The organism is Aquitalea sp. USM4 (assembly GCF_004328945.1).
In the GTDB taxonomy this organism is placed as follows: Bacteria; Pseudomonadota; Gammaproteobacteria; order Burkholderiales; family Chromobacteriaceae; genus Aquitalea; species Aquitalea pelogenes.
On record NZ_CP029539.1, the window covers coordinates 3592217 to 3609641 of the forward strand.

A 17425-nucleotide genomic window follows, 5' to 3' on the forward strand; every position below is an offset into this window, starting at 1 on the left:
AAAAAGCCTCCCGACGGAGGCTGAACATGTGCTGACTGGTAAGAAAAAGCACACGGAGAGAGGCTAAGGCTCAGGCGGTGGCAGCCTTGCCGACAAAGCGGCTGCGGATGTCCTTGCGGTACAGCATCAGGGTGGCGGCCAGGCCGCAGGCTGCGGCCATCATCATCCAGTAGCCGGGCGCAGCCTTGTCGCCGCTGGCGTCAATCAGCGCGGTGGATACCAGCGGGGTGAAGCCGCCAAAAATTGCCGTGGCCAGGCTGTAGGCCAGCGAAAAGCCCACGGTACGCACGTGACTGGGCATCAGCTCGGTCAGTGCCACCACGGTGGCACCGTTATAGCTGGCATACAGGAAGGACAACCACAGCTCCACCACCAGCATGTGGCCAAAGCTGGGAGAGGCCACCATCCAGGCCAGCGCCGGGTAGGCGGTGAGCATGGCCAGCAGGCTGAAACCCAGCATCAGCGGCCAGCGGCCAATGCGGTCGGACAGCGCGCCCATGATGGGCAGCCAGATGAAGTTGGACAGGCCGACAAAGAAGGTCACCAGCAGGCTGTCGTTTTCACTGAGCTTGAGTACGCTCTTGCCAAAAGTCGGGGTGTAGACGGTGATCAGGTAAAAGCTCACCGTGGTCATCACCACCAGCAGCATGCCGCCGGTGATCAGCTGCCAGTTTTGCGCAATGGAGCGCAGGATTTCGGCAAAGCTGGGGTGATGCTTGTGTGCCAGGAAGGCATCGGTTTCCTGCAGTGAACGACGGATGGCAAAAATGAAGGGGATGATCATGCAACCGATGAAGAATGGAATGCGCCATGCCCATTGGTCGATCTGGTGACTATTGAAGGCCTGGTGCAGCAGGTAGCCCAGTACGGCGGCAAACATGATGGCCACTTGCTAGCTGGCCGACTGCCAGCTGACAAAGAAACCCTTGCGGCCCGGTGTGGCCATTTCCGCCAGATAAACCGACACCCCGCCCAGTTCCACCCCGGCAGAGAAGCCTTGCAGCAGGCGGCCCAGCAGTACCAGTACGGGTGCGGCCAGGCCGATACTGGCATAGCCTGGCACAAAGGCGATCAGGGCCGTGCCGCAGGCCATGATGGCCAGGGTGACAATCAGCCCCTTGCGGCGACCGATGCGGTCGATATAGCTGCCCAGCACGATGGCACCGATGGGACGCGCCAGAAAACCGGCACCAAAAGTGGCAAAGGCCAGAATCAGCGAAGCATACAGGTTACCGCTGGGGAAAAAGGTTTTGGCAATATAGGTGGCGTAAAAGCCGTACAGGAAAAAGTCGAACATTTCCAGGAAGTTACCGCTGGTAACACGTAACACCATGGAAAGGCTGGACTGGCGTGGGCTGGCAGTGGTCATGTCGTCGTCCTTGTCATTGAGCGGAGGTGCTGACCGGTGTCATCCCGGTCTGGCGAATGCTTGCCGCAACCTGCGGCGAAGCAAGAAAGCGCAGCAACTGGCGTGCCGCTGCAGGGTGTCCGCTGTCACGGCTGATGCCAGCGGAAAAGGTGGTGACTTGCTGTGCCTGTTCCGGCAGCAGGCCGACAATGTCGATGCCGGCAACCGGGATCAGCTCGCTCAGTTGCTGGAAGCCCAGTTCGGCTTCACCGCGTGCCACCACCTTGCCCACCGGTTCGGCCGGAATCATGCGGCTGCGGTCCTTGATCTGCTCGGCCACACCCAGGCGGGAAAACAGCACGGTAGACAAAAACACGCCGCTGGCGCTGTCCGAGTAAGCAATGGAATGGCTGTTGAGCAGGGTCTGTTTCAATGCGGCCAGGGTGCTGATATCCGGCTGTGGGCAGCCGTGTTTTACCGCCAGCGCAATGCGCGATGCAGCCAGCGGGGTATTGCTGTCCGCTACCACCCGGCCTTGGGCTTGCAGCTGGTCCAGTGCGCTGCCCACCATCACCAGCACGTCGATTTTTTCACCGCGCGCCAGGCGCTGCGGAATGGCCTGCGGGGTGTCGCCCATGGACGGGCCCCATTCCAGTTTCAGCTGATGGCCGGTTTCCTGTTCGAATCTGGGTGCCAGCAGCTTCAATGCCGCGGCAAAACCGCCGGAACTGACCACGGTCAGTTGGTCTGCCATTGCCTGGGTGCAGGCAAACGCCAGCAGCAGCGCGGCCAGGCCGCAGCCTGGCTTCCATGTCCTTGCCATGTTGATCTCCTCTTGTTGTGTATGTGTTGTGCTGAAATAATGCACAAGATGCAATAAATGTTTAATTGCTTTTATTTCATGGATTAATCGATGGCGCGCATCAATCTGGAACTCAATGAATTGCAGGCATTTCTGGCGGTGGCGGAGAAGTCCAGTTTCAAGGCCGCAGCCGAGGCCTTGTACCTGTCGCAACCGGCCTTGAGCCGACGCATCGAAAAACTGGAGCAGTCCTTGCAGGTACGCCTGCTGGAGCGCACCACGCGCAGCGTGCGGCTGACCGAGGAGGGCGCGCATTTCCTGTTGCATGCGCAGAATGTGGTGGACGAACTGGAACAGGCCATGAGCGGCCTGAGCGAGCGGGCCGAGCGCCGCAGCGGAGTGGTGTCGATTGCCAGCATTCCGTCTGTGGCGCAGCACCTGTTACCCGCCGCGCTGGCCGGGCTGGCCGCCAGCTACCCCGCGCTGTGCCTGCGGGTGTTTGATGAAGGCGCACAAGAGGTGCTGGAGCAGGTATTGGCAGGGCGTGCCGACTTCGGCATCAATTTTATTGGTGCCGAAGACCCTAATATCGACTTTGAGCCATTGCTGACCGAGCGCTATCTGGCCGTGGTGCGGCACGACCACCCGCTGGCAGCGCAGCGCCGCCTGCGCTGGGAAGACCTGGTGGGCGAGCGCCTGATTGGCGTGTCACAGCGCAGCGGCAACCGCCTGTTGCTGGACCATCATCTGGCCAGCCTGCCGCAGCGGCCGCGCATCCACTATGAAGCCAGTCATCTGCAAGGGGCGTATGGCATGGCCGAGGCCGGTCTGGGTGTGCTGGTGGTGCCGGAATTGTCGCTGACTCCGGCCTACCGCCATCAGCTGACGGGTATTGCACTGACCGACCCGCAGATATCGCGCACGCTGGGTTTGATCACGCGCAGCGGCTACCAGCCTGGTGCTGCGGCAGAGCACTTGCGCAGCTTGTTGCGCGCACAGTTTGCCCAGTACCGCGACCGGCAGGTGGGGGATTGAATCAGGCGGGCAGGTGGGGCGGCACGTGCTGCATGCAGTGCTCGAACAAGGGCCGCGCCAGCAGGTAGCCCTGCATCAGGCTGATGCCCAGGTCTTGCAGGCAGCGGTATTCGTCTTCGGTTTCCACCCCTTCGGCAATCAGGCGGATGTCCAGTTCGCGGCAGATGTCGGCCACGCTGCGGATGATCACCTGACTGGGTCGCCGCTGCTGGACATTGCGCACCAGTGCCATGTCCAGCTTGATGATGTCGGGCTGGAAATCAGCCAGCAGGTTCAAGCCCGCATAACCGGCACCAAAGTCATCAATCGCGGTGAGAAAACCGATGCGCTGGTATTCACGGAAGACCTCGGCCAGCCACTTGCCGTCTGCAATCTGTTCGCCTTCCACTGTTTCAAACACGATGTTTTCGACGGGAAAACCAAACTCGCGCGCCGCCTGCAAGGTGGTGCTGATGCACACTTCCGGGCGGTAGATGGCATTGGGCAGGAAGTTGATCGACAAGCGGCTTTGCATGCCCAGCCGGGCTGCGGTGCGGATGGCCTTCACCCGGCAGGCCTGGTCAAAGCGGTAGCGGTTGGCATCGGTCACTTGTTGCAGCACGGTGAGCGCCCCTTCGCCAGCCGGGCCGCGAATCAGCGCCTCATGGGCGAAAATCTGGCGGCTGGCGATGTCGATGATGGGCTGAAACGCATAGCTGAAGGCAAAGTCCAGTTCCTGACCATCCTTGCAGATACGACATGTCGGTGCGGTTTCCAGATGCAGTGCGTGTTTTCCCGCTGCGTTGCGCTCCATGGTGTGGCTTGCCTCGTGTGCTGTTGTGTTGTTCTTGCTCCATGCTAGCCGAATGGTCAGTTGTCTGCAGTACTCAATGTGAATCGGGCTTGCCCAAGGCAGCCGGGGTGCTGGCTCGCAGCAGCCGGTCACGCACATGCAGCCAGGCTGCGTCATGTGGCGGCATTTCTATCACGATATGCGCCGCACCGCTGGCCTCCGCCTGATGCAGGACGCTGTAAATCTGGCTGGCGTAGTCTGTCGGGTTGCCTGGCAGGGCGTAGTGCTGCCAGGGCTGGCTGGGGGGCGGTGCGGCATTGTCCAGGCTGATCAGCGCAAAGCGGCCTTGCCACAGGGCCGGGTCCAGCTGCTGGCGCTCGCCGGCTTCAAAGCGGAAGCAGGGCAGGCGCGGTGCATAGTGCGAGGCCAGTGCACCGGGTACACGTGGCGCAGTGGCACTGTGCTGGCCGGACAGCGGCAGGATGTCCGCCAGTTGCGCGGCGCTGATGCTGCCCGGACGCAATATGCGCGGGGCCGGGCCGGACAGGTCGACAATGGTGGATTCCACGCCCACCCGGCAGGCTCCGCCATCCAGTACCGCGGCAATGCGTCCTTCCAGCTGGCGCGCCACATGCGCAGCCGAGGTGGGGCTGATATGGCCGAACGGGTTGGCCGACGGTGCCACCACCGCGTGGCCCAGCTTGTCCAGCACCGCCTGGAACAGCGGGTGCGCGGGCCAGCGCACTGCCACCGTATCCTGACCACCGGTAATCAGGCGCGACACGCTGGGCGCGGCAGGCAGCACCATGGTAAGCGGGCCGGGCCAGAAGGCGGCCGCCAGCTGCAGTGCCTGCGGCGGGATGGGGTCGGCCCAGCGCGACAGCTGGCTGATGTCTGGAATGTGCACGATCAGCGGATGGTCCGCCGGGCGGCCCTTGGCGGTAAACACCCTGGCCACCGCGGCCGGGTCTTCGGCATTGGCAGCCAGGCCATATACGGTTTCGGTGGGCAGGGCCACCAGCTGGCCGTCTTGCAGCAAGTTGGCAGCGCGGCTGATGTCGTCGCGATGCGGGGTCAGGATTTCCATATCGTGTTTCCAGTGTCTGTGGCGGCATCCTGCGGCAGCGTGAATGGCTGCCAGTTGCCGTGTTGCCAATATTCCATGCCCTTGTCGGCAAAGCGGTACAGGTGCAGCCAGCCATTGGCCACCAGCGTGGCCACTTCCGGCTGCTGCTCCAGTGCCATTGCAATCAGCTCTGCCGGTGCGTCGATGCAGGCGGCAAGGCGCAGCGGTGCGTGCCGCCATTGCTGGCCATCGTGTACCGACTGCCAGGACAGGCCGATGCGCAAGTCACCGCTATTACCTTCGAATACGCCGATGCGCCCGCCCACCACGTTGTGCAGCAGCTTGTTGCCGCTGCCGTAGCGTTTGGGGTCCACCACCGCTGCGAAGTACTGCATGTTGATCCAGTGCGCCACCACCAGCGGGCCGCCAAAGATGCCGGCCAGCTGTCTGGCTGCCGGGTCTTGCCGCCAGTCGTATTCCTGCAGGAAGGCGCGGCCTTGCAGGTCAAGCGTGCGGGTGCGGCTGCGCGGTGCCGCGATGAAAAAGGCGTTATTGGCCAGCCCCCATTCCGGGCGGGTTTCCGCCCAGTGATGGCCTTTTTGCCGCAACAGGGCCAGCAGGGCGTTGCTGTCGATGTCGGGGCGAATACCATCCTGCCCTTTGCGCCGTTCCCGTGCGCGCTGACCCGCCTGTTCCAGCAAGCCTTGCAGGCTGGCGGCACGTTGTTGCAGTGCCGGGGACAGCTGGTCTAGCGGCAGTACTTCCAGCTCATCGCTATGGGTCAGGTGCAGCAGCGGCAGAAACACCGTGTCTTCCGGTATTACCATGCCTTGCGCCGCCAGCCCGGCGCGTACCTCCGGCCGCTGCAGCCAGTCACTCAGCAGCAGCACGTGCAAATGGCCGCCGTGGCCGCCGCAGGCACCACATTGCAGGGCCGAGGCTTGCGGGTTGTTGCTGCTGTGGCTGGCATGGCCAATCAGCAACACGGTGCGCGGAAACGACTGGCCCAGCCCCATGGCAGGCAGCAGGGTTTGCAGGATGGTGATGATGGCGTCGCTGCCCAGCTGACGACCGGCCGATACCATGGCCTGTTCCTTGTCGTTGAGCCAGGGGTCCAGCTCGGCCAGCGTGGCGCGGCGTTTGCCGGGGAAGGCCTTGCGCAGCAACTTGCCCACCTTGCCCAGTCCGGCGCTTTCCACCAGGGTGAAACTGGACAAGGGGGCGCGTTCAAACTGGCCCCATTCCTGCAGGCCCTTGTCCAGCGGCGGCATCACCGCTTCCCAGCTGGGAGCCAGCAGGCCGGGCAGGCGTGGCTGGCTGTGGTCCTCTCCGGCAAAGCGGATGGCCAGTGGCAGGCCGAAGAAACCGGCAAACCCGGCGGTACGGATGCCGGGTGCCGTTTGTTCCAGTGCCCGGCGCATCGGTTCGGAGCGCACGTCGATACAGAACACGGCGTGGATGTCGGTACTTGCACTATCCGGCTGGGCCGGAGCCTGGGCCAGTTGCGCAAGCAAGCCGGCATGGGTGGCCAGTTCTGCCGCACGTTGCCAGATCAGGCCACGTGCTGGTGCTGCTGCAACTGACTGGCCATGCCAGGCCTGTTGCCAGTGCTGCCAGTGGCTGTCGGCATCGCGCTTGCCATCATCCAGCAGCCATTCCCAGCCCAGCTGCATGGCCAGCAGCTGTTGCAGCAGGCTGCTGTGGCCGCCGGACAACTCGGCCTGCCAGCCCTGGTAACGGCACCAGGCGGCCCAGCCGCTATTGCGTTGCAGCAGCACATAAAACCAGTCGGCCAGCCAGTCGGGCCGGGCCTGCAAGCGTGCCACCGCCTGGTCAAGCAGGCTGTGGTGATCTTCCGGCAGTGTGGCGATGGCCTGTTGCATTGCCTGACGCAGAGCCGGGTCCGGGCTGGGCACAGGCTGGATGCGCATTTCCGCCAGCCAGTTCTGGTAAAGCTGGCCGTGACGGTCCGGCTGCCATTCGGCCTGGTCGTGGTCGAACCATGCGGCACAGCACTGGCTGATCTGCTGGGTAATCACCTGTTGCCAGCTTTGCAAACCGGCATGGCCTGCCGGGTCCTGGCGCCAGTTGCTCTGCAATAAACGGGCAGGCCGGCTGGCGGTCTCGCTGGCGGGCTGTGACAGCCAGTCGCTGGCAGCACAGTGCAGGCCTGCTTCATGCAGTGCCGCTTGCAGGTGGGGCAGGCGGATGCTGCCGTCGCGGAAAGCCTGTTGATAGTCAGATTCGTCCAGATGCAGGCGGCTGTCCGCCAGTCGCTGCAAGCCGTCGTGGGCGCTGGCAAAGTGCTGCTGGCGCAAGCCCCAGTAAGGTGAGCTGGCCAGCAGGCTGTCCAGCGGCCAGCTGGGGGCAATCCGGCCTGCTGCGTTGTTAATGGCGTGCTGCAAGGGGGAATCAGGCATGGTCATGGGCGGTTGCTCCTTGCTGGCGTGGTTGGGAGAGGCGACCCAGGCGGTACAGCCGGGTGCGCATGCTGGTGCGTACCCACCATTCGTCCAGATACAGGCCACCAAAGGCCAGCGCATACAGGCGGCGGGTCAGTGCGTGGTCCGGGTGGTGCTGCAGCCAGCCTTGCAGCAGGAACAGCGCCACAAACAAGGCCGCAACCAGCAGCTGGCAGCCAAGCGGCGCACTGGCCTGGTCGGCTTGCAGGGTGGCAAACAGGGTGTGCAGTAGCAGGTAGACCTGACACAGCAGCAAGGCCACTGCATAGCCGCGCAGGCTGCGTTGGCACAGCGGGGCCAGCCCCAGGCCAATCACCACAATCAGCAGCAGGGGTGGTTGCAGGGCATGGCCCAGCGCCAGCTGCCAGGCTTGCAGGCTGGCCAGCAGCAGCGCGATGCCGGCGATGCCGCTACCCGCATGCCACAGCTTGCCGTGCTGGCCGGTGGTGGCACTCTGGCGGATGGTGGCACGTACCTGGCTGCCAGAACTGAGAAAAGCATGTGCCTTGTAAATGGAATGGGTGACCAGGTGCAGCAGCGCCAGCGAATACTGACCCAAACCGCACTCCATCAGCATGAAACCCATTTGCGCGCAGGTGGACCACGCCAGCCGCAGCTTGATGCTGATGCGGGTTTGCATCACCCAGCAGGCAAGGCCTGCAGTCAGGCCGCCCCACAACACCAGCAGCCAGCTGGCCAGCGGCACCACGCTCCACAGTGCAGACAGCTTGATCAGCACCATGCCGCCCAGATTCACCACCCCGGCATGCAGCAGGGCCGATACCGGCGTGGGCGCTTCCATCACCTGGGTCAGCCAGCCATGAAACGGCAGCTGGGCGGTTTTCAGTACCACGCAGCCCACCAGCAATACTGCGCCAAGCTGGCGTGCCAGTTCGGCATTGGGGGAGGTCAGTGGCTGGGCTACTACATCGAATGACATGGAACCCACCGCCCAGCTGATCAGTCCGGCGGCCAGCAGCAGGCACAGTTCGGCCAGCCGGCTGGCCACGGCTTCGCGCCGGGCGGCTATGCGCGCCTGCGGCCGCTGGGGGAAGAAGGTCAGCAGGCTTTGCAGTGCCGGGCTGGTCAGCAGCCAGCCGGCCAGCAGGGTCAGCCAGTCCTGGCTGGCCACCACCAGCGTGGCACCGCACAGCAGCCAGCCCACGGCGCGCAAAAACCGAGCCTGGCCGGTTTCGCCGCTCAGGTAGCGGGCGGAAAAACGCAAGATCACCCAGGCCAGCAGCTGGATCAGCAACTGGAACAGCAAGGCAGCGTGCAGGCCTTGCCAGGCCATCAATATTGCTGCACACAGTGCGCCGCCCGCCGCGCTGGCCTGGGCCAGCCACCAGTGGTGCGACAGCTTGCCGTGCATCAGGGCGGGCAGCAGCCACAGCACGGCAAGCAGGGTGTGAAAGGATGGCAACATGGCGTCAAACCACTGGTTATTGAACACAGCGGCACTATGCCTGCCAAAGCTTGTTCGGTAAAATACATTAATATGGACAAATCAATCTATTAAACAGAATGATTAATCGCCTCAACTATCATCATCTGTATTACTTCTGGCGTGTGGCGGCGGAAGGCCACCTCACCCGTACTGCGGAACGGCTGCATATTTCCCAGTCGGCGCTGTCGGCGCAAATCCGCCAGCTGGAAGAGCAACTGGGCACGCCCTTATTCCTGCGCGAAGGCAAGAAACTGCTGCTGACCGAAATGGGCGCATCGGTGCTGCGCTATGCCGAGGCCATTTTCGCGTTGGGCAACGAGCTGCTGGCCACCACCACCAGTCAGGATGCCGGGCAGGGCGGCCAGCTGCGTATTGGCAGCGTCTCCACCCTGTCACGCAATTTTCTGGAAAGCTTTTTGCATCCGGTACTGGGGCGGCAGTCGGTCAAGCTGAACCTGGAAGCAGGCGGGCTGGAAGAATTGCTCAGCCGGCTGGCCGCCTTCGAACTGGACGTGGTGCTGAGCAACCGCCCGGTGATTGCCGACGACAAGCACCCCTGGCGCTGCCGCACGCTGGCACGGCAGGAGGTTTGCCTGATCGGCCCGCCGGGGCTGGTTGACGGGCCATTCAACCTGGCGCAGATCCTGCGGCAGCAATGGCTGGTGGTGCCCAGTGCCAAAAGTGAAATCCGCGTGCGCTTCGACCTGCTGTGCGAAAAACTGGGTATCGAACCACGCATCCGCGCCGAAGTGGACGATATGGCCACCTTGCGTCTGCTGGCACGCGATGCCGGTGCCGTGGCACTGATTCCGGCCATTGTGGTGAAGGATGAACTGGGCAAGGGGATGCTGGAGAAATACGGCTCGGTGCAGGGGGTGGAAGAAACCTTCTACGCCATTACCGTGCGCCGCCGCTTTGAAGCACCGCACCTCAAGGAGCTGTTCCAGCTGTTTGCCATGCCGGCCTGATGTCTGACACTTGCAGCCAGCCATGGCGGTGTAATTTCCGGTAAATGATGTCATCGCCTGCCGGCATTGCCATTACATTGGCAACACTTCCGGCAGGCTGTTGCAAGGCAATGGCCTGTCGGCTTGTTGTCGAATCTGCCGCTGCCCTTGCCATCATGTCTTCCGCCCATATCCTGCGTACCTTCCTGCCCCATGCCATTGCCGGCTTGTGCTGCTTGTTGCTGTCCTGCCTTGCATTGCAAGCCCAGGCAACGCCCTTGTACTGGCAATGCAGTGATCAGTGCGAACAGAACGCCAGCCTGGAAAACAAGCCGGTGAAACAGGAGAAGGGCGGCACCATTTCCTTGTGGTGGAGCCTGAATTTTGTTTTGGGCGGCAGTGCCGTGCACAGTGCGGAAATCCTCACCGAGCTGGACTGCGTCAGTGGTCAGGGGCGTGACCGGGCCATCCTCTACTTCGCTGCCCCTAATCTGGCGGGTGGTGTGCAAAGCTTCAGCATCGACAATGCGTGGTATGTGTATACCACGCAGCGCTTTGGCGAGTTTCTGCACCATGCCTGCCTGCAGCATGGACCGGCCAGTGCGGCCAGTGCGGCCAGCGGGGCGAGCTGAGGCTGCAGTGGCATAGCTGCCGTCTAGTCTTTGCGTACCGACTTGCTGCTAGCGCGCATGCCCGCCAGTTTGGTGTACAGGGTGGAGCGTGAGATGCCCAGGCTGCGGGCTGCCCGGGACAGGTTGCCGTCCGACTGCGCGATGGCCCGCTCTATGGCCTGTCTTTCGATGGCGTCCAGCCGGTTTTCCTGCTGCGGGTTGATATCTGCTTGTTCGCCGTACCGCATGCGGCCTGTCAGCAGGTCGGGCGGGAGTTGCGCCATGTCTATGCATTCTCCGTCGCACAGTGCAAACAGCATCTCGTACACATTGCGCAATTCCCTGACATTGCCGGGCCAGTCGTGCCGGGTCAGTACCGCCATGACACCTTCTCCCAGCCGCTTTCCTGTGGTGCCATATTTGCGGGCAAATTGCGTGTCCAGATGGGCAATGAGGTCGATGATGTCCTCCTTGCGCGAGCGCAGGGGCGGAATCAGCACGCTGCTGACGCACAGCCGGTGATAGAGGTCGCTGCGGAACCGGCCGCAGGCTACCTCGGCCTGCAGGTCACGGTTGGTGGCGGCAACCAGCCGCAGCTTGATCTGCCGTTCATGTCGATCGCCCAGTCGCACCACGCGGCCGTCTTCCAGCACCCGCAGCAAATGGGGCTGCACTTCCAGCGGCATTTCACCGATTTCATCCAGAAACAATGTACCGCCATCGGCCTGTTCTATCTTGCCTGGCATGCCGCCACGACGGGCACCGGTAAAAGCGCCGTCGACATAGCCAAACAGTTCGCTGGCCAGCAAGTCGCGTGACAGTGCCCCGCAATTGAGCGCAACAAAGGGGGCAGTCGCCCGGCCGGAGCTTTGATGGATGGCGCGGGCAAACAGCTCTTTGCCCACCCCGGTTTCACCCAGCAGCAATACCGGCAGGTCGAGTACTGCCAGACGCCGGGCCTGCTGCCGGGTGGCATGCAGGCCCGGGCTGCTGCCGATGATGGCATCAAAGGCATCCGCTGGAGGCTGAGGGCTTGCACAGACCGCCGGTTTGACTGGCGTTCCGGCTTGCCGCAAGGGAATGATCAGCAGGCTGCCCAGCTGTTGTCCCTTTTCCTGCAGTCCTTGTACCCAACCCTGTTGCAGCCAGGCAGGTGCCTGTTGCTGACGCAGTTCGGCCGGGTCGCCCAGGTTGCAGGCGGGCAGATACCAGTTGCCGTCATGTAACAGGCTGACGCCGTGTTGCTGCTGTGCCTCGTGCAGCTTGCCGTTTTGTTTCAGCAGGCGGCCATGCCGGTCAAACAGCAGCAGGCAGTCATTGCGGTACTGATTGAAGGCCAGGGTGGAAAGCTCTAGCAGGCGGTGATTGAGGGAATGGGCTTGTTGCAGCAGTGTGCATTCGATCTGTCTGGCCGCCGCGATGGCCAGGCCCAGTGAATGGCCGTGAAAGGTATCCTTGCGTCCTGACAGGTCGATCACGCCCAGCAAGGCCTGGCTGTAGGGGTCGAAGATGGGTGCGGCGGCACAGGTCCATTGCTTGATATCCAGACAGTAATGCTCGTTGGCATGAATCTGAACCGGCTGGCCGGTGGCAATGGCGGTTCCGATGGCATTGGTACCGATGAGCGATTCGGTCCAGAAACCGCCGGGTGCCAGATTCACCTGCTCGCCGGCCTGCCTTGCGCGATGGGCACCGTGCTGGTCAAGAATCATGCCGTCTGCGTCGGCCAGCATGATCATCGAGCCGGATTCCTTGAGCACCTCCCGCAACAGGCCCATCACCGGGCGTGCCGCACCAAGCAGTGTTTCTGCCTGCTGGCAGCGTGCAGTCAGCAGCTGTTTGCTGTCGATGACCGGGGCAACTTGCAGTGTCGGGTTGACCTCGCTGGAGCGACAGCGCAGCCAGGACTGCCAGATAACCTGGCGGACAACATCGGACGAGCTGCTTTCCTGGCAGATGAATGCTTCCCAGCAACTGGCAACCCGTTGATCGTTGACGGCACTCGGAATCAGCGGTTTTGAACGTGGCATGGAGATTTCACCTTCAGCATAAGTGGAATGTGGAATGAGGCGTGGCGGAAACAGCGTCCATCATCGTGGAAATCGGTCAGAACCGGCCTGCACCCATCGGTCAGGCGGGCTGTCCGTATTCCGTACACTGTCCGCGCCCTTGTCCGTATTCAAGACATCCTGACTGAGGTGCGTTTTCCGTCATTCCATGTTTTTTGTTTTTGCAAGTCATTGTAAATAAATGGAAAAGTGGAAAACCTGTTTTGGTTTCAAGGATGGCACGCATGTTGCCATTACCCGGCTGGGGGCATTCCCCGTCACGTGGTGCCTGTCATTGGTTTCTGGCCAAAAGATTTGTCGCAGCCAGGTTGGCTGCCACTTGAGGTTGTCAGGGCAAGACCACGATGTCGAACCACTCAGTCTGGAGGAATCAATATGCAAAGGCGATCCATTGTTCAGGTGATGGGCATTGATGCAGGCGGCACGATGACCGACACCTTTTTCGTCCGCGAAGATGGGCGTTTTGTCGTTGGCAAGGCTCAAAGCAATCCCGCTGACGAGTCACATGCGATTTACCACTCATCGCGGGATGCGCTGGCACACTGGGGCCGGACGGTTGACGATGTGTATCCGGAGCTGGTGACCTGCGTGTACTCCGGCACGGCCATGCTTAACCGCATCCTGGCCCGCAAGGGCTTGCCGGTGGGTCTGATCTGCAACAAGGGCTTCGAGCAGATCCACGCCATGGGGCGAGCCTTGCAAAGCTATCTGGGCTATGCGCTGGAAGACCGCATTCATCTGAATACCCATCGTTACGATGAACCGCTGGTGCCGGTATCCCGCACACGGGGCGTGACGGAGCGCACCGACGTGCAGGGAGAAATTGTCATCCCGCTGCGCGAGGATGAGGTGCGCCAGGCCACCCGCGAGCTGCTGGAAGCCGGTGCCCAGGCCATCGTCATTTGCCTGTTGCAGTCGCACAAGAACCCGCACAGCGAACAGCAGGCGCGCGACATTGTGCTGGATGAGTTGCAACAGGCCCATGCCCGGCTGCCTGTCTTTGCCTCGGTGGACTATTACCCGTCGCGCAAGGAAAGCCACCGCATGAATACCACCATTCTGGAAGCCTACGGAGCCGAGCCATCACGTCAGACGCTAAAGCAGGTCAGCGACTTGTTCAGCAAGTACGGAGCGCGCTTTGACCTGCGGGTGATGGCCACCCACGGCGGCACCATCAGCTGGAAGGCCAAGGAACTGGCACGCACCATCGTGTCCGGCCCCATCGGCGGGGTGATCGGGGCCAAGCTGCTGGGCGAATACCTGGGTGATGACAATATCGCCTGTTCGGACATAGGCGGTACCAGCTTCGATGTCGCCCTGATCACCAAGGGCAACTTCGCCATCAAGTCCGACCCTGACATGGCCCGGCTGGTGCTGTCGCTGCCGTTGGTGGCCATGGATTCGGTCGGCGCAGGCGCCGGCAGCTTCGTGCGGCTGGACCCGTACAGCAAGGCCATCAAGCTGGGGCCGGACAGCGCCGGATACCGGGTGGGTACCTGCTGGCCGGAAAGCGGTCTGGATACCGTGTCGGTGTCGGACTGCCATGTGGTGCTGGGCTATCTGAATCCGGACAACTTCCTTGGCGGCGCCATCAAGCTGGATGTCGCCCGTGCCCGGCAGCATATCAAGGCGCAAATTGCCGACCCGCTGGGCCTGAGTGTGGAAGATGCCGCAGCAGGTGTCATCGAGCTGCTGGACCTCACCCTGTCCGAATACCTGCGTGCCAACATCAGCGCCAAGGGCTACAACCCGGCGGAATTCACCTGCTTCTCCTATGGCGGGGCCGGGCCGGTGCATACCTATGGTTATACCGGCGGTGTCGGTTTCAAGGACGTGGTGGTCCCGGCCTGGGCGGCTGGCTTCTCGGCCTTTGGCTGTGCCTGTGCCGACTTTGAATACCGCTATGACAAGTCGGTGGATCTGGGTGTGGCACAGCATGCCAGCGCAGCGGAAAAGGTGGCAGCCTGCCAAACCTTGCAGGAAGCCTGGTCTGACCTGGCGCTCAAGGTGATCGACGAATTCGTGCTCAATGGCTACCAGCCCGAGGACGTATTGCTGATACCCGGTTTCAAGATGCAATACATGGGGCAGCTGAATGATCTGGAAATCGTCTCGCCGGTCACCTGGGCCAGTACGGCCGAACACTGGGACCGGATGGTCGAGGCTTTCGAAACCACCTATGGCCGGGTTTATGCCACTGCCGCACGCTCGCCGGAGCTGGGCTTTTCCATTACCGCAGCCATCCTGCGCGGCACGGTGATCACCCAGAAACCCGCCTTGCCGGAAGACCCGGACGCCGGCCCGGTTCCGCCCGCCGCCGCCTGTCTGGGAACCCGCCCGTTCTACCGCCACAAAAAATGGTCTGAAGCCACGCTGTGGAGCATGGAAGGCCTGAAGGCCGGTAATCACATCATCGGGCCAGCCATCATCGAATCCGATGCCACTACCTTTGTCGTGCCCGACGGCTTTGCCACCCGGCTGGACAAGCACCGACTGTTTCATCTGAGCCAGCTGCAATAAGGAGACGCACCATGAACATGTTTAGCAAGCAGGAATTCGGCTCGGCCAATCTGTTGCATAACGGCCAGACCCTGAAGCAGTACCGCGACGCCATCATCGAACGCACCCGTGCCACCGGGCATTACAACGGGCTGACAGAGCTGGCACTGCGCGATGGCGACCCTATCGGCTACGAAAAGCTGTTTTCCAAGCTGCGCGGCGGGTTGGTGCATGCCCGTGAAACAGCCAAGAAAATCGCGGCCAGCCCCATCGTCGAGCAAGAGGGGGAACTGTGTTTCACCCTGTACAACGCTGCCGGTGACTGCGTGCTCACCTCCACCGGCATCATCATTCATGTCGGCACCATGGGTGCAGCCATCAAGTACATGATCGAGAACGACTGGGAGAGCAATCCCGGCATCCATCCCGGTGATATGTTCACCACCAACGACTGCGCCATCGGCAATGTCCACCCTTGCGACATTGCCACCATTGTGCCCATTTTCTGGGAGGGCAGGCTGATAGGCTGGGTGGGCGGGGTCACCCATGTCATCGACACCGGAGCGGTGACGCCGGGCTCCATGTCCACCGGGCAAACCCAGCGCTTTGGTGATGGCTACATGATTACCTGCCGCAAGACCGGCATCAACGATGTACCGCTGCGTGACTGGCTGCACGAATCGCAGCGTTCGGTACGCACGCCCAAGTACTGGATCCTCGACGAAAAAACCCGCATTGCCGGCTGCCACATGATCCGCGATCTGGTTGAGGAGGTGATCCGGGCCGATGGCATTGAAGCCTACGAAAAATTTGCCTTCGAAGTGATAGAAGAAGGGCGTCGCGGACTGATGGGTCGCATCAAGGCCATGACCCTGCCGGGCGTGTACCGCAAGGTGTCGTTTGTTGATGTGCCCTACAAACACGAAGACGTGCAGGTATCCAATGCCTTTGCCAAGCTGGATTCCATCATGCACTCCCCCTGCGAGATGACCATCAGGCCGGACGGCAAATGGCGGCTGGACTTCGAAGGTGCCAGCCGCTGGGGCTGGCACACCTTCAATGCCCACCAGGTGGCCTTCACCTCTGGTATATGGGTGATGATGTGCCAGACCCTGGTGCCCACCCAGCGTATCAACGATGGCGCTTACTACGCGACTGAGTTCCGCCTGCCCAAGGGCACGTGGTGCAACCCGGATGACCGCCGTACCGGACATGCCTACGCCTGGCATTTTCTGGTGTCCGGCTGGTCCGCCTTGTGGCGCGGGCTGAGTCAGGCCTATTTCAGTCGTGGCTATCTGGAAGAAGTCAATGCCGGTAATGCCAACACCTCCAACTGGCTGCAAGGCGGCGGCATCAATCAGGATGGCGAAATCCATGCGGTCAACAGCTTTGAAGCCAGCTCCTGCGGCACCGGGGCCAGCGCCATCAAAGACGGGCTGAACCACGCTGCTGCCATCTGGAACCCGGAAGGCGATATGGGTGATATCGAAATCTGGGAAATGGCCGAGCCACTGCTTTACCTGGGGCGCAATGTCAAAACCAACTCCGGTGGCTATGGCAAATACCGTGGCGGCTGCGGTTTCGAAACCCTGCGCATGGTATGGAAGGCACAGGACTGGACCATGTTCTTCATGGGCAATGGCTACATGAACAGCGACTGGGGGCTGATGGGCGGCTACCCCGCGGCCACCGGCTATCGTTTTGAAGCGCATAACACCGGGCTGGCAAAACGCATTGCTGCTGGCGAATCGCTGCCGCTGGGCGGGGATGCCAACCCGACACAGCCAGACTATGAGCGACATCTGGAAGCGGGGGCCAGGGTCAAGCGTGACAAGCAGTGCATGAGCACCGAAGACTGCTATGACAACTACGACCTCTACCTGAACTACCTGCGCGGCGGGCCGGGTTTTGGCGACCCGATAGACCGCGACCCCAAGGCGATAGAGGCCGACCTGAACCAGCAATTCCTGTTGCCGGAATACGCAGAACGCGTGTATGGCGCGGTGTTCAGCTGTGACAGCAAGGGCCGTTATACCGTGGACGTGGCAAAAACCCGGCAGCGACGCGCGCAAATGCGGCAGGAAAGGCTGGCCCGTGCGCAGCCCACCCGCGTCTGGATGCAGCAGGAACGCGAGCGGATTCTGGCCAGGCAGGCATCGGTACAGGTGCAGCACATGTTTGCCACCAGTTTTGCCTTGTCGGACAAGTTCAGCCGCCAGTTCAAGGCCTTCTGGAGCTTGCCGGACGACTGGCAGCTGCTGGAGAGCGAGCTGGGGGTGCCGTCTTATGGTGCCAAACATCGTATGGATTTGTCCTTGCTACCCGATGTCACCACCGTGGTGCAGGTGGAAGAGTAAACCCCATGCT

11 protein-coding genes and 1 pseudogene are annotated in these 17425 nt (G+C 61.9%); 5 read left to right on the forward strand and 7 right to left on the reverse strand.

Going from position 1 to position 17425, the window contains the following annotated elements; translation table 11 throughout:
• Positions 1-70: 70 nt before the first annotated feature.
• Positions 71-1369: pseudogene (locus DKK66_RS16560) on the reverse strand (MFS transporter).
• Between the two features lie 13 nt (positions 1370-1382).
• Entirely contained in the window at positions 1383-2171 is a 789-nt protein-coding gene (locus DKK66_RS16565) for a substrate-binding domain-containing protein (protein WP_131359831.1), read from the reverse strand.
• Positions 2172-2261: 90 nt separating this feature from the next.
• On the opposite strand from DKK66_RS16565, the gene DKK66_RS16570 reads away from it, so the two are divergent.
• Complete coding sequence (locus tag DKK66_RS16570) at positions 2262-3185, forward strand: LysR family transcriptional regulator (protein WP_131359833.1); 924 nt, start codon at positions 2262-2264, stop codon at positions 3183-3185.
• 1 nt (position 3186) lies between these two features.
• Here the strand turns inward: DKK66_RS16570 and DKK66_RS16575 are convergent, their stop codons facing one another.
• The 4 genes from DKK66_RS16575 to DKK66_RS16590 all read right to left on the reverse strand — a co-directional run bounded on the left by DKK66_RS16575 (position 3187) and on the right by DKK66_RS16590 (position 8911).
• Positions 3187-3978: an EAL domain-containing protein gene (locus DKK66_RS16575; protein ID WP_131359835.1), complete on the reverse strand. Its 792-nt coding sequence runs from the start codon at positions 3976-3978 to the stop codon at positions 3187-3189.
• A gap of 73 nt (positions 3979-4051) precedes the next feature.
• Complete coding sequence (locus DKK66_RS16580) at positions 4052-5044, reverse strand: L-threonylcarbamoyladenylate synthase (RefSeq protein ID WP_131359837.1); 993 nt, start codon at positions 5042-5044, stop codon at positions 4052-4054.
• Positions 5032-7449: a YbcC family protein gene (locus DKK66_RS16585; protein ID WP_131359839.1), complete on the reverse strand. Its 2418-nt coding sequence runs from the start codon at positions 7447-7449 to the stop codon at positions 5032-5034. The genes DKK66_RS16580 and DKK66_RS16585 overlap by 13 nt, the downstream gene beginning before the upstream one ends.
• Positions 7436-8911, reverse strand: a complete 1476-nt coding sequence (locus DKK66_RS16590; protein WP_131359841.1) for an NADH-quinone oxidoreductase subunit L — start codon at positions 8909-8911, stop codon at positions 7436-7438. The genes DKK66_RS16585 and DKK66_RS16590 overlap by 14 nt, the downstream gene beginning before the upstream one ends.
• Positions 8912-9009: 98 nt before the next feature.
• On the opposite strand from DKK66_RS16590, the gene DKK66_RS16595 reads away from it, so the two are divergent.
• A complete protein-coding gene (locus tag DKK66_RS16595; protein ID WP_062788546.1) occupies positions 9010-9900 on the forward strand; it encodes a LysR family transcriptional regulator in 891 nt (296 codons plus the stop codon).
• A gap of 155 nt (positions 9901-10055) precedes the next feature.
• Complete coding sequence (locus tag DKK66_RS16600) at positions 10056-10511, forward strand: hypothetical protein (RefSeq protein WP_131359843.1); 456 nt, start codon at positions 10056-10058, stop codon at positions 10509-10511.
• A gap of 23 nt (positions 10512-10534) precedes the next feature.
• Here DKK66_RS16600 and DKK66_RS16605 read toward each other — a convergent pair whose 3' ends face one another.
• On the reverse strand, positions 10535-12520 hold the full coding sequence (locus DKK66_RS16605; protein WP_131359845.1) for a sigma-54-dependent Fis family transcriptional regulator: 1986 nt from the start codon (positions 12518-12520) through the stop codon (positions 10535-10537).
• 414 nt (positions 12521-12934) lie between these two features.
• Here DKK66_RS16605 and DKK66_RS16610 point away from each other — a divergent pair, with 414 nt between their 5' ends.
• A complete protein-coding gene (locus DKK66_RS16610; RefSeq protein WP_131359847.1) occupies positions 12935-15079 on the forward strand; it encodes a hydantoinase/oxoprolinase family protein in 2145 nt (714 codons plus the stop codon).
• A gap of 11 nt (positions 15080-15090) precedes the next feature.
• On the forward strand, positions 15091-17415 hold the full coding sequence (locus DKK66_RS16615; RefSeq protein WP_131359849.1) for a hydantoinase B/oxoprolinase family protein: 2325 nt from the start codon (positions 15091-15093) through the stop codon (positions 17413-17415).
• Positions 17416-17425 lie beyond the last annotated feature (10 nt).

Excerpts from the sequence above, each read along its gene's own strand:
- DKK66_RS16590 (WP_131359841.1), bottom strand. The coding sequence starts at position 8,911 with ATGTTGCCATCCTTTCACACCCTGCTTGCCGTGCTGTGGCTGCTGCCC.
- DKK66_RS16575 (WP_131359835.1), bottom strand. The coding sequence starts at position 3,978 with ATGGAGCGCAACGCAGCGGGAAAACACGCACTGCATCTGGAAACCGCA.
- DKK66_RS16605 (WP_131359845.1), bottom strand. The coding sequence starts at position 12,520 with ATGCCACGTTCAAAACCGCTGATTCCGAGTGCCGTCAACGATCAACGG.
- DKK66_RS16580 (WP_131359837.1), bottom strand. The coding sequence starts at position 5,044 with ATGGAAATCCTGACCCCGCATCGCGACGACATCAGCCGCGCTGCCAAC.
- DKK66_RS16615 (WP_131359849.1), top strand. The coding sequence starts at position 15,091 with ATGAACATGTTTAGCAAGCAGGAATTCGGCTCGGCCAATCTGTTGCAT.
- DKK66_RS16600 (WP_131359843.1), top strand. The coding sequence starts at position 10,056 with ATGTCTTCCGCCCATATCCTGCGTACCTTCCTGCCCCATGCCATTGCC.
- DKK66_RS16610 (WP_131359847.1), top strand. The coding sequence starts at position 12,935 with ATGCAAAGGCGATCCATTGTTCAGGTGATGGGCATTGATGCAGGCGGC.
- DKK66_RS16570 (WP_131359833.1), top strand. The coding sequence starts at position 2,262 with ATGGCGCGCATCAATCTGGAACTCAATGAATTGCAGGCATTTCTGGCG.
- DKK66_RS16595 (WP_062788546.1), top strand. The coding sequence starts at position 9,010 with ATGATTAATCGCCTCAACTATCATCATCTGTATTACTTCTGGCGTGTG.
- DKK66_RS16585 (WP_131359839.1), bottom strand. The coding sequence starts at position 7,449 with ATGACCATGCCTGATTCCCCCTTGCAGCACGCCATTAACAACGCAGCA.
- DKK66_RS16565 (WP_131359831.1), bottom strand. The coding sequence starts at position 2,171 with ATGGCAAGGACATGGAAGCCAGGCTGCGGCCTGGCCGCGCTGCTGCTG.